Source organism: Luteimonas sp. RC10 (assembly GCF_014192745.1).
GTDB lineage: Bacteria > Pseudomonadota > Gammaproteobacteria > Xanthomonadales > Xanthomonadaceae > Luteimonas.
This window is the reverse complement of record NZ_JACHYJ010000014.1, coordinates 1-15865: the sequence shown is the minus strand read 5'-3', so window position 1 is coordinate 15865 and position 15865 is coordinate 1. Positions and strand designations below refer to the sequence as shown.

Sequence of the window (15865 nt, the reverse complement as noted above, 5' to 3'; positions counted from 1 at the left end):
TCAAGGTCATCAAGCGTCGTGCCTACGGCTACCGGGATCAGGCGTATTTCTTCCTCAAGATCCGCGCAGCCTTCCCCGGTATTCAGCGATGAACCAAAAAAAGAGCCCCGGCGGCGGGCCAGGGCTCGGGTGGCGATCTGCGGACACGACCGACGAGGAAAGTACGGCAGATCGGGCACGGTAGGTCGGACCCGGCCGACCGGCACAAGTTCCGCGCGGTTGCCAAGAAAATTATGAATGGGGCCGGGCATTTGCCGGCGTTGGTCCCCGGCCGGGAGCGGGACCTTCGCCGGTTGTGGGTCAAATGGCTCCGCTGCTATACTTTTGCGGCTCGACGGGGCCGTTTCGACGCGTTCCGTGTCCCTCAGATGCCCAGGATCCTGATGTGTTGACATCCGTCGCTGTCGGTCGGCGGCTGGCACAGCGCGCACTCGTCTGGCAGGCGGTGGCGGTCGCGGTGACGGCCCTGGCCTTCCTTGCAAAGGGTGGCGCCTGGGCGCTGGCGGCTGTACTGGGCGGCGCGGCGATCGCGATCGGCGGCTGGCTGTCGAGCGTGATTGCGCTGGGGGGCGGGGTCAATCCTTCGGCAGGCGCGCTTGCGCGGCTGCTGGCGGGAATGGCGCTGAAGTGGGTCGTGGTGGTGGCCGTGTTGCTGCTGGGCACAGGGATGGTGGGCTTGCCGCCGGTTCCGATGCTCGCCGGGGTCATCGTCGCGCTCTTCGCGCAATTGCTGGCGATGGCCCGGCCTCCGGCCGGTTCCTGACACTTGGGCACTGAATTTCAAACACAGGCAGGTCTTCGATCTTATGGCGGCTGATTCGGAACTGACCCCAACCAGCTACATCCAGCATCACCTGCAGAACCTCACGGTCTCGACCGGCGAGGGCGGCTTCTGGACGTTGCACCTGGACACGCTGATCACCGCGCTGCTGATGGGCGGCCTGATGGTGCTGATGTTCTGGATGGCCACGCGCAAGGCCACGTCCGGCGTGCCGGGCAAGTGGCAGGCGTTCGTCGAGATCTGCCTGGAGTTCGTCGACAAGCAGGCGCGCGACACGTATCACGGCACCAGCAAGCTGGTGACGCCGATCGCGATCACGCTGTTCTTCTGGATCCTGCTGATGAACCTGCTGAAGATGATTCCGGCAGACTTCATCGCCAAGCCGCTCGAACTGGCCGGCGTGCACTACTGGAAGCCGGTACCGACCGCCGACGTCAATGCGACGCTGGGCCTGTCGATCAGCGTGTTCTTCCTGACGGTCTTCTTCGCGCTGCGCTCCAAGGGCCTGGGCGGGCTGACCAAGGAGTTCCTGACCGCGCCGTTCGGCAAGTGGATGGTGCCGTTCAACCTGATCCTCAACATCGTCGAGTGGCTGAGCAAGCCGATCTCGCTGGCGATGCGACTGTTCGGCAACATGTTCGGCGGCGAGATCGTGTTCCTGCTGATCTGGGTGCTGGGCGGCGCCGGCCTGCTGGGCATGCTCGGTGGCGGCGTGCTGGGTCTGGGCTGGATGCTGTTCCACCTGCTGGTCATCCCGCTGCAGGCCTTCATCTTCATGATGCTGTCGATCGTCTACCTCAGCCTCGCCGAGGACAGCCACTGATCGGCGGGCGGCACCCGGTTTCGTTCCACCATTTGTCTCAATCCCAGTTCCACCCTTAACAAGCAATCCGTTCCGGAGAAAACAATGGAAATCGCACTGACCTCGTTTGCCCAGATCCAGGCTTCGACCGTTCTGGCCGTCGGCATCATGATCGGCCTGGCCGCGCTGGGCGCAGGTCTGGGCCTGGCCATCATGGCCGGCAAGTTCCTCGAGTCGGCCGCGCGTCAGCCCGAGCTGATCCCGGTGCTGCAGGTCCGCATGTTCATCACCGCCGGCCTGATCGACGCCGCGTTCATCATCTCGGTCGCCGTCGGCCTGCTGTTCGCGTTCGCTTCGCCGTTCGTCGGCCCGATCGCCGCCCAGATCGCCGGCTGATCCGGACGAGCGCAGGCGCTTTCCGATGCGGCCGGTCTACGGCCGCATCGGCGATGACAGCGGGCATGCATGCATGCCCGACCCTTCACGACAGGCAGCCACAAGCCCATGAATATCGGTCTGACCCTAATTGCACAGGCGATTGCGTTCGCCGCCCTGATCTGGCTGATCGCGACCAAGATCTGGCCGCCGTTGCTCAATGCCATCGAAGAGCGCCAGAAGAAGATCGCCGAAGGCCTGGCCGCCGCCGACAACAGCCAGCGCGCGCTCGCGCAGGCGCAGGAAACCGCCAACGAGGAACTCAAGGCCGCGCGTGCGAAGGCCAATGAGATCATCGAACAGGCGCACCAGCGCGCCAACCAGATCGTCGATGCCGCCAAGGCCGAAGCCGTGACCGAGGGTCTGCGTCAGAAGGCACTGTTCGACGCCGAGCTCCAGGCATCGGCCACCCGGGCCCGTGAGGATCTGCGTCGCCAGGTCTCGCTGCTGGCGGTGACCGGCGCCGAGCGCCTGCTCAAGCGCGAGATCGATGCCGACGCCCACAAGGCGCTGCTCGACGAACTCGCTGCCGAGATCTGAGGCCGACACGATGACGCTGACGATCGCCCGTCCCTATGCCCGCGCCGCGTTCGCGATCGCGCGCGACGCCGGCCGGTTTGCACCGTGGTCGGACGCGCTGGCGTTCTCGGCGCGCATCGCCGCCGATCCGCAGGCCGCCACGGTGCTGGGTCACCCGGCGCTGGCGCATGCCGATGCCGTCGCGCTGCTCGCCCCCGAGGGTGCGGACGAGGCGTTCGCCTCGTTCCTGGCGCTGCTGGCCGAGAACGGCCGGCTGCCGCAGCTGCCCGAGATCGCCGGACTCTACGAGCAACTGCGCGCCGAGGCCGAACACGTGGTGCTGGCCAAGATCACCTCGGCCACCGCGCTGCCCGACACCGAGGTCGAGCAGATCCGCAGCGCGCTCAAGCGCCGCTTCGGTCGCGAGGTCCAGGTCGAGACCGCGGTCGACGACTCGCTGATCGGCGGCGCGGTGATCGCGGCGGGCGATGTGGTGATCGACGGCTCGCTGAAGGGCAAGCTGGCGCGCCTGCAGTCCGCGCTGGCGCACTGACACGAATTTCAATTGCAACGCCGGCGGCGACGCCGACACAAGGGAATCCCCGATGGCTACCACGCACCTCAATCCCTCCGAGATCAGCGAGCTGATCAAGTCCCGCATCGAGAAGGTCAAGCTGTCCGCCGAGTCGCGCAACGAAGGCACGGTCACCAGCGTGTCCGACGGCATCGTGCGTCTGCACGGCCTGGCCGACGTGATGCAGGGCGAGATGATCGAACTGCCCAACGACACCTTCGCGCTGGCGCTCAACCTCGAGCGCGATTCGGTCGGTGCGGTGGTGCTGGGCGACTACGAGCACCTGCGCGAAGGCGACGTGGCCAAGACCACCGGTCGCATCCTCGAAGTGCCGGTCGGTCCGGAGCTGCTGGGCCGCGTGGTCAACGCGCTCGGCGAGCCGATCGACGGCAAGGGCCCGATCGACGCCAAGCTCAGCGCGCCGGTCGAGCGCGTGGCGCCGGGCGTGATCTGGCGCAAGTCGGTCGACCAGCCGGTGCAGACCGGCTACAAGTCGGTCGACGCGATGATTCCGATCGGCCGTGGCCAGCGCGAGCTGGTCATCGGCGACCGCCAGACCGGCAAGACCGCGATGGCGATCGACGCGGTGATCAACCAGAAGAACACCGGCATCAAGTGCGTGTACGTGGCGATCGGCCAGAAGGCCTCGACCGTCGCCAACATCGTGCGTCGCCTCGAAGAGAACGGCGCGCTGGCGCACACGATCGTCGTTGCTGCGACCGCGTCCGAGTCGGCCGCGATGCAGTACATCAGCGCCTACTCGGGCTGCACGATGGGCGAGTACTTCATGGACCGCGGCCAGGACGCGCTGATCGTCTATGACGATCTGTCCAAGCAGGCGGTGGCCTACCGCCAGATTTCGCTGCTGCTCAAGCGTCCGCCGGGCCGCGAAGCCTATCCGGGCGACGTGTTCTACCTGCACTCGCGTCTGCTCGAGCGCGCCGCGCGCGTGTCCGAGGAGTACGTCGAGAAGTTCACCAATGGCGAGGTCAAGGGCCAGACCGGCTCGCTGACCGCGCTGCCGATCATCGAGACCCAGGCCGGCGACGTGTCCGCGTTCGTGCCGACCAACGTGATCTCGATCACCGACGGCCAGATCTTCCTGGAGACCGACCTGTTCAACGCCGGCATCCGCCCGGCCGTGAACGCAGGTATCTCGGTCTCGCGCGTCGGCGGCTCGGCGCAGACCAAGATCATCAAGAAGCTCTCGGGCGGCATCCGCATCTCGCTGGCGCAGTACCGCGAGCTGGCGGCGTTCGCGCAGTTCGCCTCCGACCTCGACGAGGCGACCCGCAAGCAGCTCGAGCGCGGCCAGCGCGTCACCGAGCTGATGAAGCAGAAGCAGTACCGGCCGATGTCGATCGCCCACCAGGCGCTGTCGATCTACGCCGTCAATGAGGGCTACCTCGACGACGTGCCGGTCTCCAAGATCCTGGCGTTCGAAGAAGGCCTGCATGCCCACTTCGACAACACCGACGGCGCGCTGATCGAGAAGATCAACGCCTCGGGCGGCTGGAACGACGAGATCGAGGCAGCGTTCAAGAAGGGCATCAGCGAGTTCAAGGCCACCGGCTCGTTCTGAGCCGGCGGGGCGGGTGATGCGCGATAGGTGATGCGTAACAGCAACAACAGGTGCGTGACGGTGCGCGATTCGCTTCGAGTCGCGATGCCCCAATCACGAATCACCGCAAGCGGAGCGAGCTAAATGGCTGGTGGACGGGAAATCAAGACCAAGATCAAGAGCGTGCAGAACACCCGTAAGGTGACGCGCGCGCTGGAGATGGTCTCCGCATCGAAGATCCGCAAGGCGCAGGACCGCATGCGGTCCTCGCGCCCGTACGCCAATGCCATGCGGCAGCTGATCGGGCACCTGGCGCAGGCCAGCTCCGAGTTCCAGCACCCCTACCTGGTCGAGCGCGAGATCAAGCGGGTCGGCTACATCGTCGTCTCTTCGGACCGCGGCCTGGCCGGCGGCCTGAACAACAACCTGTTCCGCAAGCTGCTCGGCGAGATCCGCCAGTGGCAGGACAAGGGCGTGCAGGTCGACGTGGTGACGATCGGCCAGAAGGCGACGGTGTTCTTCCGCCGTCTGAAGGTCGACATGCTCGCCAGCGTGACCCACATCGGCGACACCCCGGAAGTCGAACAGCTGGTCGGCATCATCAAGGTGATGCTCGACGGCTACACCGACGGCCGCCTGGACCGGGTGTTCCTGGCCTACAACCATTTCGTCAACACGATGACCCAGAAGGCCAGCTTCGATCAGCTGCTGCCGCTGCCGGCCTCGGAGACGAAGGTCGTCAAGCACGACTGGGATTACATCTACGAGCCGGATGCCGAGTCGGTGCTCGGCCACGTGCTCACCCGCTACATCGAATCGCTGGTCTATCAGGCGGTGATGGAGAACGTGGCCTCCGAGCACGCGGCGCGCATGGTGGCGATGAAGGCCGCCAGCGACAACGCGACCAAGCTGATCGACACCCTGAACCTGGTCTACAACAAGGCCCGCCAGGCGGCGATCACGCAGGAAATCTCCGAGATCGTCGGCGGTGCGGCAGCGGTGTAACGCGAGTCCCTTCGCAACAGCCCGCACATCGATGTGCGGACTTCCCAAACAAGCAGCGACGCGTTCGCTCAGAAAATTTCAGAGCTAGAGGTTCTCATCATGAGTCAGGGCAAGATCGTTCAGATCATCGGCGCCGTCGTCGACGTCGAGTTCGCGCGCAACGAGGTACCGAAGGTCTACGACGCACTGAAGGTCGACGGGACCCAGATCACGCTGGAAGTGCAGCAGCAGCTCGGCGACGGCATCGTGCGCGCGATCGCGCTCGGTTCCACCGACGGCCTGAAGCGCAACCTGGTCGCCGTCAATACCGGTCGCGGCATCGCGGTGCCGGTCGGCACCGGCACCCTGGGCCGGATCATGGACGTGCTGGGTCGCCCGATCGACGAAGCCGGCGATGTGCAGGCCTCCGACCACTGGGAAATCCACCGTGCGGCACCCTCGTACGAGGACCAGGCCTCGACCACCGAGCTGCTCGAGACCGGCATCAAGGTCATCGATCTGATGTGCCCGTTCGCCAAGGGCGGCAAGGTCGGCCTGTTCGGCGGCGCCGGCGTGGGCAAGACCGTCAACATGATGGAACTGATCAACAACATCGCCAAGGCGCACGAAGGCCTGTCGGTGTTCGCCGGCGTGGGCGAGCGCACCCGTGAGGGCAACGACTTCTACCACGAGATGAAGGACTCCAACGTCCTCGACAAGGTGGCGATGGTCTACGGCCAGATGAATGAGCCGCCGGGCAACCGTCTGCGCGTCGCGCTGACCGGCCTGACGATGGCCGAGTACTTCCGCGACGAGAAGGACGAGAGCGGCAAGGGCAAGGACGTGCTGCTGTTCGTCGACAACATCTACCGCTACACGCTGGCCGGTACCGAAGTGTCGGCGCTGCTGGGCCGCATGCCGTCGGCCGTGGGTTACCAGCCGACGCTCGCCGAGGAAATGGGCGTGCTGCAGGAGCGCATCACCTCGACCAAGTCCGGTTCGATCACCTCGATCCAGGCCGTCTACGTGCCCGCGGACGACCTGACCGACCCGTCGCCGGCGACGACGTTCGCCCACCTCGACTCGACGGTGACGCTGAGCCGCAACATCGCCTCGCTGGGCATCTATCCGGCGGTCGATCCGCTGGACTCGACCAGCCGCCAGATGGACCCCAACGTCATCGGCAACGAGCACTACGAGACCGCGCAGCGCGTGCAGTCCACGCTGCAGAAGTACAAGGAGCTCAAGGACATCATCGCGATCCTGGGCATGGACGAACTGTCGGAAGAAGACAAGCAGGCGGTGTCGCGCGCGCGCAAGATCGAGCGCTTCTTCTCGCAGCCGTTCCACGTCGCCGAAGTGTTCACCGGCTCGCCGGGCAAGTACGTCCCGCTCAAGGAGACGATCCGCGGCTTCAAGGGCATCGTCGACGGCGAGTACGATCACCTGCCCGAGCAGGCGTTCTACATGGTCGGCAGCATCGACGAGGCCGTCGAGAAGGCGAAGAAGATCGCCGCCTAAGCGGCGATCTTCGGTGAATCGGGGTCGGTGCGTGGCGAACAATGCTCGCCTTCACCGATCCCGCATCACGTACGTAAGTTGAGCGAGCAAAGCGAGCCAAGCCCATGAGCACCATCCGTTGCGACATCGTCAGTGCAGAGGCCGAGATCTTCCACGGCGAGGCGACCCTGGTCGTCGCCACCGGGGAGCTGGGCGAGCTCGGCATCGCGCCGCGCCACGCGCCGTTGATCACCCGTCTCAAGCCCGGCAAGGTCGTGGTCACCCAGCCCAATGGCGAAGTGCTCGATTTCGCGATCGGCGGCGGCATCCTCGAGGTGCAGCCCCAGGTCGTGACGATCCTGGCCGATACCGCGATCCGCGCCGACGACATCGACGAGGCAGCGGTCAAGGCGGCCAAGGACGAAGCCGAGCGTGTGCTTGCCGGCCGCGGCGAGGCGATGGACGTGGCCGAGGCGCAGCAGAAGCTGGCCGAAGCGGTCGTCCAGCTGCAGGCACTCGAGCGCCTGCGCAAGACGCTCAAGCACTGAGCCGCTTCGCGGGTCATTCGTTCGAAGACGCCGGCCCTCGCGCCGGCGTTTTTCGTTGCAGACGTGCCTGGGATCCGACGCGCAGCTAGCGCTTGTACACCCACTGCCGCGAGATCACGAAACCGAGTGCGCCCAGCGCGGCCTCGACCAGCGGCTTGGCAAGCCACGCCCAGTGCCGGCCCAGATAGTCGTCGATGTGGCCGATCGCCCAGGTGCTGAGCACCGTCATCACCCCCCACATCACCACGAAGCGCAGCAACTGCGCCCGATTGGGACCATGGCCATCGGCGCCGAAAGTGAAGCGCCCGTTCAACCAGAACCCCATCAAGGCGCCGCAGATCCGGCCGACCACATTGGCCTGGCGGACCGGCAGTCCGGCCTGACTGAGCGCGACCATCACCGCCCAGTCGAGCAGCCACTGCAAGCCGCCGATCAGCAGGTAACTGCCGCCCTGTCGCTTCAAGCCCATCGCACGATCACTCCTGCCCGCGCCGCCACAGCGCGATGCCGTTGAGGCTGCGGACATGGACCGCACCGCTTGCGGCCAGACCGGCGCGCAGGGCCGGGGACGCGTCGGCCTCGGTGACCAGGATCCAGCGCGCATCGGTGTCAGTGAGCAGCCGTCGCCACGCCTCGCCGGACGGATCGGCGTCGGCGGCCAGCCGCGCGGCAGCGAGCGTCGGTGCGTGCAGCGACATCAGCCGTCCGCGACCGGCGAGTTCTGCGATGTAGCCGCGCTGGGGATCGGTGGCCAGCACGATGCCGTCGTCGTCGGGGAGCCCGGCAATCAGCGTCCGCTCGGCGACGTAGTGCGGCAGTACCGCCGAGGCATCCCCCGGTGCGCGCAGCGTGCGCTTGAGTGCGGCGCTGTGGTGGGTCCATCCCGCGTTGGCCTGGAACGCGAGGTTCAGCGTGCACAGCGCAACGATGCCCCAGCGCCAGGCCCGGTCGCCGACCTGGGCGCGCCTGCCGGGCAGGCAGGCGACGATCAGCAGCGCGATGCCTGGATAGGCATAGCGCGCGTACTGCATCGGCAGCAACGGCAGCAAGGCGACGCCAGCGACCGCGAGCGCGAACCCCCGTGTCGCATGCCGTCCAAGCGTGAGCAGCCAGGCGCCGGCCAGTCCGATCAGCAGAAAGCCGGTGCCGCCATCCCAGGCCTCGACGTAGCGGCTGCTGGCGAACGTGAGCTGCCAGGGCAGGGCGAGGCCAAGCCCTGCGTGCCAGCGGTCGTCGCCCATGTTCTCCGGAGGATGGAATGGCGATTGGAACACCGCATTGAACAGCGGCAGCACCGGGTTGCCGGTGTGCCACCAGGCGTTGGCGTAACTCGAGCCGGCGACCAACAGGCCGGCTGCGAGCGCCATCAACCAGTGCTGTGCGCTGGCGCGCGGCAGGCCTCGCATGCTCGCCCACACCAGCAGCGGCAATGCCGAGAGCGCATGGATCGGCTTGAGTGCAGTGAGCGCCGCCAGCAGCAGTGCGGCCGCCATCAGCCGCGGTCCGTCGTTCTCGCGATGGGCGAGCACTGTGCACAACGCGAACAGCACCGCCATCGCTGGCAGTTCGGTCTGCATGCCGGCGGTCAGCCAGACCAGGGGCGGAAAGCTCGCGAACAGTGCGATTGCCGCGTTGCGCTCCAGTGGCGTTGCGCCCAGTGCTCGCGCGCAGCCGCCCAAGGCCAAGGCCGCGGCGATGAGCCAGAACGCGTTGAGCGCGCCGCGTGCTTCCTGCCCGGCGATCAGCCAAGCAATGCCCTGGCCGATATCGCCCAACCACGGTGCGAACGCCCAGACACCATGTTGGGGCGCAGCTTGGTAGTGCGCATGCAAGGCCAACTGCGCGGGCAGATTGAGATGGTAGGTGAGGTCATCCATCTGCATCGTCGGCAACCATGTGCCTGTCGATGCCAGCCCCAGCAGCATCACGGCCCATGCCAAGGCGCGGGGATGCTCGGCGGCAGCGTCGCGCCACGCGCTCGCGGATGCGCGCAGCTCGGCAACGAGCGCCTTGCGGCCGAGCACGACGAGTGCCGCCAGTACGACCAGCCACACCGGCGCGTGGTGGATCGGCAGCGCGAGCAGCCAGCCCGTGACGCCGGTGATCGCTGCATAGCCGAGGATGGCTGCGACGGCGGCGCGCCCCGGAAGCCGTGCCGGCACCCAGCGCAGCCCGGTCGCCATTGCCGCAAGCGCGAGCAATGCCACTGCGAACACCGGCCTGGGGCCCGCGAACAGGAGCAGTGCGCCGCTCGAGACTGCGACCAGGGCCGATGCCCAGCGCCAGCGAAGCCAGCGCACGGCCGGCCAAGCCAAGGCCGTGGCGGTCAACGCCAGCGCCAGGGCGAGTGCGAAGCGCTCCCAGGGCAACTGCGCCCACAGGCCGTGGGCGGTGATGCCGATCGCGACGAGGACAGGGCCGGCGGCCCAGGCCAGCGCCGCCCAGCGTTGCGGCGCCCCCGCAATTGCGGCGGCTCGGGAACGGAACATCGCAGGTCCTGGAGGCACGGGCGTCGATTATCATCGAACCCCCGCCAAGTTTCGAACGCCATGACCGCTCCGCTGCACGTCGTCATCCTCGCTGCTGGCGAGGGCAAACGCATGAAGTCCTCGCTGCCCAAGGTGCTGCAGAAGATCGCCGGCAGGCCGATGCTCTGGCACGTGGTCGCGGCGGCGCGCGAACTTGAGCCCGCGGGCATCCACATCGTGTACGGGCACCGCGGCGATCAGGTGCGGGCGGCCTTCGCCGACCAGACCGATCTGCAATGGGCCGAGCAGCGCGAGCAACTGGGCACCGGGCATGCGGTCCGCCAGGCGATGGACGCGGTGCCTGACGGGGCGCAGGTGCTCGTACTCTACGGCGATGTGCCGCTGCTGCGCGCGCAGACCCTGCGCAGGCTGGTCGCGGTCGAGGGCCGGCTGGCGGTGCTGGCGGCCGAACTCGAGGACCCGACCGGCTACGGCCGCATCGTGCGCGATCCCGAGGGCCATGTCGGTGCGATCGTCGAGCACAAGGACGCCGATGAAGAGCAGCGCCGGATCGGCCTGGTCAATACCGGCATCCTCGCGGCCGAGGCGACCGCACTCAAGTCCTGGCTCGCGCGGCTGTCGTCGGACAATGTGCAGGGCGAGTACTACCTCACCGATGTGTTCGCGATGGCTGCCGACGAGTACAGCGCCGCGCAGATCATCATGGTCGATGACCCGCTCGAGGCCGAAGGCGCCAATGATCCCTGGCAGCTGGCCCAGCTCGAGCGCGCTTGGCAGCTGCGTGCGGTGCGGGCGCTGTGCCTGCAGGGCGCGCGTTTCGCGGATCCCGCGCGCGTGGATATCCGCGGCGAGGTGATCGTCGCGCCGGACGTCGAAATCGACGTCGACGTGGTGTTCGAGGGCCGCGTCGAACTGGGCGAGGGCGTGCGCATTGGGCCCTTCTGCCGGCTGCGCGACGTGCGCCTGGGCGAAGGCACCGAGGTCCGTGCGCATTGCGATCTGGACGGCGTGCGTGCCGAGGGCGCCGTCACGATCGGTCCATTCGCACGGCTCCGCCCGGGCACCGTGCTCGCCGACGGCGTGCACGTGGGCAACTTTGTCGAGACCAAGAACGCGACCCTTGGCGTCGGCAGCAAGGCCAACCATCTGACCTACCTGGGCGACGCCGAGGTCGGGGCCGGCAGCAATATCGGTGCCGGCACGATCACCTGCAACTACGACGGCGCGAACAAGTCCAAGACCGTCATCGGCGACCGTGCGTTCATCGGCTCCAACGCCGCGCTGGTCGCGCCGGTGCGCATCGGCCATGACGCCACGACCGCCGCCGGCTCGGTGATCACCGCCGATGTGCCCGACGGCAAGCTTGCCGTTGCCCGGGCACGGCAAAGCCTGATCGAAGGCTGGGCGCGCCCGGTCAAGCGCCCCCGCTGATCCGGTGCACGGCCGCCCGCATGGCGCGGCGGCCGCGCAGGCGCGCGATCGGCGCCGCCATCCGCAGGGCTGCAACGGCGCTGCGATCGACATCGTTTAAGCGGCGGAGCCTGCCGATCGAGGCCGCACGGCCGCGTGCCGCGGCGCCCTACTCAGCGATGTGAGTTTTCCGTGAAATAAATGGTGAGCAAGCGTGCGTGTATCTCCGCGCGCCTTGCCGTCTAATGCCGCCCGTTGTCCAGGGGTGCGCCGCGTGCGGCGCCAAACAACCGTGCGATCTGCCGCCGACATCGCGGCGGAAGGCCTGCGCCTTCCGTTCGTGCATGTCGGCGCATGAGCGCGCGCCTGGCAGCGACGAGACCGCGGGTTGCGGTCGCGGACCGAACGAAGAGCGAAGGGGCAGGGCATGAGCCAGCAAGATGGGCAGACGAACAACCGGATCGTGGCGGGGATCCGCCGCGTGTTGACGGGGCGGGCACGATGGCTGATGGCCATCTGCGTCCTGCTGCTCGCGCAAGGCGTGGCACAGGCGCAGCTCAACGAGCGGCACAGCTTCAATGCGCGCGGCGACGTCGAGATGATCGGCAACGCGCTGTTGACCTGCGCCAGCTGCGACCAGTCCAACACCGGCCTCAACAACGGCTCCAACATGGCGATGCGGTTCGTCAACGTCGACGGCAGCCAGTTGCCTGCCGGCGTGCCGCAGAACTCCTCGACCGCGACCCTGAGCCTGCCCAGCGGTGCACGCGTGCTCTCGGCCGGCCTCTACTGGGGCGGCCGATCGACCGAGAACAACGCGGCTCGCGCCACGCTGCAGTTCCGGACCCCGACCCGCGGCTATCAGGCGATCACCGCCAGCGACCTCAATACCTTCCCCAGCCAGGGCGACCCGGGCAGCCGTCCGTATACCGCCTATCGCGATGTCACCGCGCTGGTGGCGGCTGCGGGTGGAGGCACCTATGCCGCGGGCGGATTGACTTCGGACGTAGGCGGCAACAACAACGGCGGCAGCCTGGGCAACTACGGCGGTTGGGCGCTGATCGTGCTCTACGAGCACGACAGCAAGCCCTATCGGCGCCTGATGGTGTTCGACGGCGATGCCGGCTATGTCTCTAACGGCAGCCCGCAGTCCGTCACGGTCACCGGCCTGCTGACCCCGCAAAGCGGCGAGTTCACTGCCTACATGGGCGCGCTCGTGTGGGAAGGCGACGGCGGCATCACCGGCGACCAGTTCCGGCTCTCCGGCTCGGATGTGCTCAATGCCGGTGCGCTCAGCGATGCGCTGAACCCGGCCAACAACTTCTGGAACGGCGGAATCAGCCGTCTGGGCCAGCGCTATACCGCCAAGAATCCCGACTACGTCAACCAGTTCGCCGTCGATCTGAAGCTGGTCGACATCTCCAACACAGCTGCCAACGCCAGCCGCCCGCGTCTGCGCAACGGCGCCACCGGCGCGACGCTGCAGTTCACCAGCACCGGCGACGCCTACTTCCCGCATGCACTGGTCTTCGCGACCGACATCTTCTTCCCTGACCTTGTCACCTCGCTGACCAAGCAGGCGCGTCGCGTGCCCTCAGGCGAGGGGCTCGGGCCGACCAGCGAAGTCCGCCAGGGCGAAGAGGTCGAGTACATCGTCTCGTTCACCAACAATGGTCAGGACGGCGCGACCAACGTGGTCGTCACCGACCCGATTCCGGCCAACACCCGCTATGTGCCCGGTTCGTTGCGGGTGCTCACCAATGCGGCCGATGCGGCCACCGGCAGCATGTCCGATGCGGCGGGCGACGACATCGCCGAGTTCGATGCCGTCAACAACCGCGTCGTGTTCCGGATCGGTACCGGTGCCACCGGCTCGGCCGGCGGCATGCTCTCGCCTACCCAATCGGCACAGATGTCGTTCCGCGTGCGCGTCGATACCGCGACGCCGACTGGCGAGTTCATCCGCAACGTCGTCTCGGTGCGCCACAACGCCCAGACCGTGCCCTTGCCCCAGGATGTCGAGGGCGAGGCGGAAGCCAATGTGATCGGCCCGGTCGTCCCGTCGGCCGAGGAGATCGGGTTCTGTCCGACAGATGGCGGTTTCTTCAACATCGTCAACGGCGTCGGCATCTATCAGTACTCGCCAGGATCGGCCGCCGACAGCCGTGTTGCCGGTCTGGACTTCGCGATCCCCGGTGACCTCAATGCGCTGATGGTCGATCCGACCGGTCGGACCCGTCTGCTGTTCCACCAGGCGGGCGGCAACACGATCTGGGCCTATGATCCGACCCATCCCACCAGCCCCGGCTGGTATCGCACTGGCGTGACGATCAACGCCAATCTGCCGCGTGCGGGCATGACCCAGGCCGGCGTGGGCTATCTGATCACGGCCGCGACCCGCGCAGGCGCTGGGGCGACGGCGCAGATGTACCGTATCGAGCGCGACGGCGACTACGGCTATCGGCTCGGCGGGCAGAGCACCCTGACCTACGACGTGGCGCCGAGCGACTTCGGTTCGGGCGACATCGCGTTCGACAATGCGGGCGTGGGCTGGCTGGTGGCCGGCAATGATCTGTATCGCGTCGACGTCGACGCGGGCACCGCGACCCGCCAGCAGACCTTCACCGGCGCACCGTCGGGGGTGAACTACGCAGGCGCGGCGTTCGGCGCAGACGGCTTGCTCTACGTGGTCGTCAACACCACCGGCGCCTACTACGCAATGGATCTGACCAACGGCACGATGTCGCAAGTCGGCGCATCGGCCAGCGGGGCAGGCCGCGACCTTGCCTCGTGCAGCTTCCCGACCATCGCGCCCGCGCAGTTGCAGGTCACCAAGACGCTGGCCTCGATCACCCGCAACGGCCTGCCGGTTGCTGCGGGCGAATCGGCCGCGCCGGGCGACCTGCTGGGCTATGCGATCGAGGTCCGCCACGTCGGCGGCACCCAGGCCGCGACCGTGTTCGCGGGCGACGTCGTCGAGACCGTGCCGGCCAACACCCTGCATGGCGCGACGGCGGACGACTTCACCTGCACCGGCGCCAACTGCGTCAACACCGAGTCGCGCAATGTGCTGGCCGGTCAGAGCACCGTGTTCTCGTTCGTGGTGCAGATCGATGTCGGCACGCCGGCCACGGTCAACCAGATCGTCAACTCGGTTACGGTCAATGGCATCGACTGTGCGGTGGCGGGTAACGACTGCGACGAAACCACGCTGATCGACGTCGAGCCGGCGGTCACCTCGACCAAGGCATTGACGGCGGTCAATGGCGCGACGCCGGCCGGCCCGGTGGCCGTGGGCGATGTGCTGACCTACACCGTGACGGTCACCAACAGTGGCAACGTCACGCTGCCCACCGTGACGGTGGCCGACGCGCGCATCACGCCCGACAGCATCACCTGCGCACCGCTGACAGTGGGTGACAGCTGCGCCCTGGTGGGCACCTACACGGTGACCCAGGCCGATGCGGATGCGGGCTCGATCACCAATACCGCGACGGTCACCACGCCCGACACGCCCCAGGTCTGTCCGGCCGGTTCGACCGCTGCCGTCTGCCAGCCGTCGATCGAGATTCCCACCGAGACGCCGGACCCGTCGCTGACGGTCGTCAAGACCGCGGGCACGCCGAGCGGCAATACCGCCGGCAGCACCATCGCCTATTCGTTCCTGGTGACCAACACCGGCAACGTGACGATCACGAATGTCGCGATCGACGATGCCCAGCTCGACGCCGTGGCCGTGTGCCCGGTGACGACGCTGGCGCCAGGTGCGAGCACGACCTGCACCGGCACGCACACGATCACGCAGGCGGAAGTCGATGCCGGCGAAGTGCTCAACACCGCGACCGCGACCGGCACGACGCCGGGTGGCGGCACGACGACGAGCCCGCCGGACGAAGAGGACGTGACGCTCGAGACCACGCCGTCGCTGACGGTGGTCAAGACCGCGGGCACGCCGAGCGGCAACACCGCAGGCAGCACCATTGCCTATTCGTTCCTGGTGACCAACACCGGCAACGTGACGATTGCCAATATCGCGATCGACGATGCTCAGCTCGACGCCGTGGCTGTGTGCCCGGTGACGACGCTGGCCCCGGGTGCGAGCACGACCTGCACCGGCACGCACACGATCACGCAGGCGGAAGTCGACGCCGGCGAAGTGCTCAACATCGCGACCGCGACCGGCACGACGCCGGGCGGCGGCACGACGACGAGCCCGCCGGACGAAGAGGACGTGACGCTCGAGACCACGCCGTCGCTGACGG

At 67.4% G+C, this 15865-nt stretch carries 13 protein-coding genes; 11 read left to right on the top strand and 2 right to left on the bottom strand.

Annotated features, from left to right (window positions below; genetic code table 11):
• The first annotated feature begins 385 nt into the window (after positions 1–385).
• From FHW73_RS17280 to FHW73_RS17240, 9 genes are all read left to right on the top strand, one after another.
• Complete coding sequence (locus FHW73_RS17280; RefSeq protein WP_183427996.1) at positions 386–763, top strand: hypothetical protein; 378 nt, start codon at positions 386–388, stop codon at positions 761–763.
• Positions 764–806: 43 nt separating this feature from the next.
• Positions 807–1604: a F0F1 ATP synthase subunit A gene (atpB, locus tag FHW73_RS17275; protein WP_183427995.1), complete on the top strand. Its 798-nt coding sequence runs from the start codon at positions 807–809 to the stop codon at positions 1602–1604.
• Positions 1605–1688: 84 nt separating this feature from the next.
• Positions 1689–1979 carry a F0F1 ATP synthase subunit C gene (gene atpE, locus FHW73_RS17270; RefSeq protein WP_183427994.1) on the top strand — a complete coding sequence of 97 codons (291 nt, stop codon included), beginning with the start codon at positions 1689–1691 and terminating at the stop codon, positions 1977–1979.
• Between the two features lie 108 nt (positions 1980–2087).
• On the top strand, positions 2088–2558 hold the full coding sequence (locus FHW73_RS17265) for a F0F1 ATP synthase subunit B (RefSeq protein ID WP_183427993.1): 471 nt from the start codon (positions 2088–2090) through the stop codon (positions 2556–2558).
• Between the two features lie 10 nt (positions 2559–2568).
• Positions 2569–3090 carry a F0F1 ATP synthase subunit delta gene (locus FHW73_RS17260; protein ID WP_183427992.1) on the top strand — a complete coding sequence of 174 codons (522 nt, stop codon included), beginning with the start codon at positions 2569–2571 and terminating at the stop codon, positions 3088–3090.
• 52 nt (positions 3091–3142) lie between these two features.
• Positions 3143–4693, top strand: a complete 1551-nt coding sequence (gene atpA / locus FHW73_RS17255) for a F0F1 ATP synthase subunit alpha (protein ID WP_183427991.1) — start codon at positions 3143–3145, stop codon at positions 4691–4693.
• Between the two features lie 123 nt (positions 4694–4816).
• Positions 4817–5677 (top strand): F0F1 ATP synthase subunit gamma, encoded by an 861-nt coding sequence (gene atpG, locus FHW73_RS17250; RefSeq protein ID WP_183427990.1) that lies wholly within the window; start codon positions 4817–4819, stop codon positions 5675–5677.
• 99 nt (positions 5678–5776) lie between these two features.
• Entirely contained in the window at positions 5777–7177 is a 1401-nt protein-coding gene (atpD, locus tag FHW73_RS17245) for a F0F1 ATP synthase subunit beta (RefSeq protein ID WP_183427989.1), read from the top strand.
• 104 nt (positions 7178–7281) lie between these two features.
• Positions 7282–7704 (top strand): F0F1 ATP synthase subunit epsilon, encoded by a 423-nt coding sequence (locus FHW73_RS17240; protein WP_047137719.1) that lies wholly within the window; start codon positions 7282–7284, stop codon positions 7702–7704.
• A gap of 85 nt (positions 7705–7789) precedes the next feature.
• Here the strand turns inward: FHW73_RS17240 and FHW73_RS17235 are convergent, their stop codons facing one another.
• Together FHW73_RS17235 and FHW73_RS17230 are read right to left on the bottom strand one after the other, a co-directional pair.
• Positions 7790–8173 (bottom strand): GtrA family protein, encoded by a 384-nt coding sequence (locus FHW73_RS17235; protein ID WP_183427988.1) that lies wholly within the window; start codon positions 8171–8173, stop codon positions 7790–7792.
• 7 nt (positions 8174–8180) lie between these two features.
• Entirely contained in the window at positions 8181–10193 is a 2013-nt protein-coding gene (locus FHW73_RS17230) for a hypothetical protein (RefSeq protein WP_183427987.1), read from the bottom strand.
• A 60-nt stretch (positions 10194–10253) separates the two neighbouring features.
• Between FHW73_RS17230 and glmU the strand changes: the two genes are divergently transcribed.
• On the top strand, positions 10254–11624 hold the full coding sequence (gene glmU, locus FHW73_RS17225; protein WP_183427986.1) for a bifunctional UDP-N-acetylglucosamine diphosphorylase/glucosamine-1-phosphate N-acetyltransferase GlmU: 1371 nt from the start codon (positions 10254–10256) through the stop codon (positions 11622–11624).
• Between the two features lie 487 nt (positions 11625–12111).
• The coding region (locus tag FHW73_RS17220) for a DUF11 domain-containing protein (RefSeq protein ID WP_183427985.1) at positions 12112–15865 on the top strand (3754 nt) is incomplete at its 3' end.

Coding starts and splice junctions, on each gene's coding strand:
- atpE (WP_183427994.1), top strand. CDS start 1,689: ATGGAAATCGCACTGACCTCGTTTGCCCAGATCCAGGCTTCGACCGTT.
- atpG (WP_183427990.1), top strand. CDS start 4,817: ATGGCTGGTGGACGGGAAATCAAGACCAAGATCAAGAGCGTGCAGAAC.
- FHW73_RS17260 (WP_183427992.1), top strand. CDS start 2,569: ATGACGCTGACGATCGCCCGTCCCTATGCCCGCGCCGCGTTCGCGATC.
- FHW73_RS17240 (WP_047137719.1), top strand. CDS start 7,282: ATGAGCACCATCCGTTGCGACATCGTCAGTGCAGAGGCCGAGATCTTC.
- FHW73_RS17235 (WP_183427988.1), bottom strand. CDS start 8,173: ATGGGCTTGAAGCGACAGGGCGGCAGTTACCTGCTGATCGGCGGCTTG.
- atpB (WP_183427995.1), top strand. CDS start 807: ATGGCGGCTGATTCGGAACTGACCCCAACCAGCTACATCCAGCATCAC.
- glmU (WP_183427986.1), top strand. CDS start 10,254: ATGACCGCTCCGCTGCACGTCGTCATCCTCGCTGCTGGCGAGGGCAAA.
- FHW73_RS17230 (WP_183427987.1), bottom strand. CDS start 10,193: ATGTTCCGTTCCCGAGCCGCCGCAATTGCGGGGGCGCCGCAACGCTGG.
- FHW73_RS17265 (WP_183427993.1), top strand. CDS start 2,088: ATGAATATCGGTCTGACCCTAATTGCACAGGCGATTGCGTTCGCCGCC.
- atpA (WP_183427991.1), top strand. CDS start 3,143: ATGGCTACCACGCACCTCAATCCCTCCGAGATCAGCGAGCTGATCAAG.
- atpD (WP_183427989.1), top strand. CDS start 5,777: ATGAGTCAGGGCAAGATCGTTCAGATCATCGGCGCCGTCGTCGACGTC.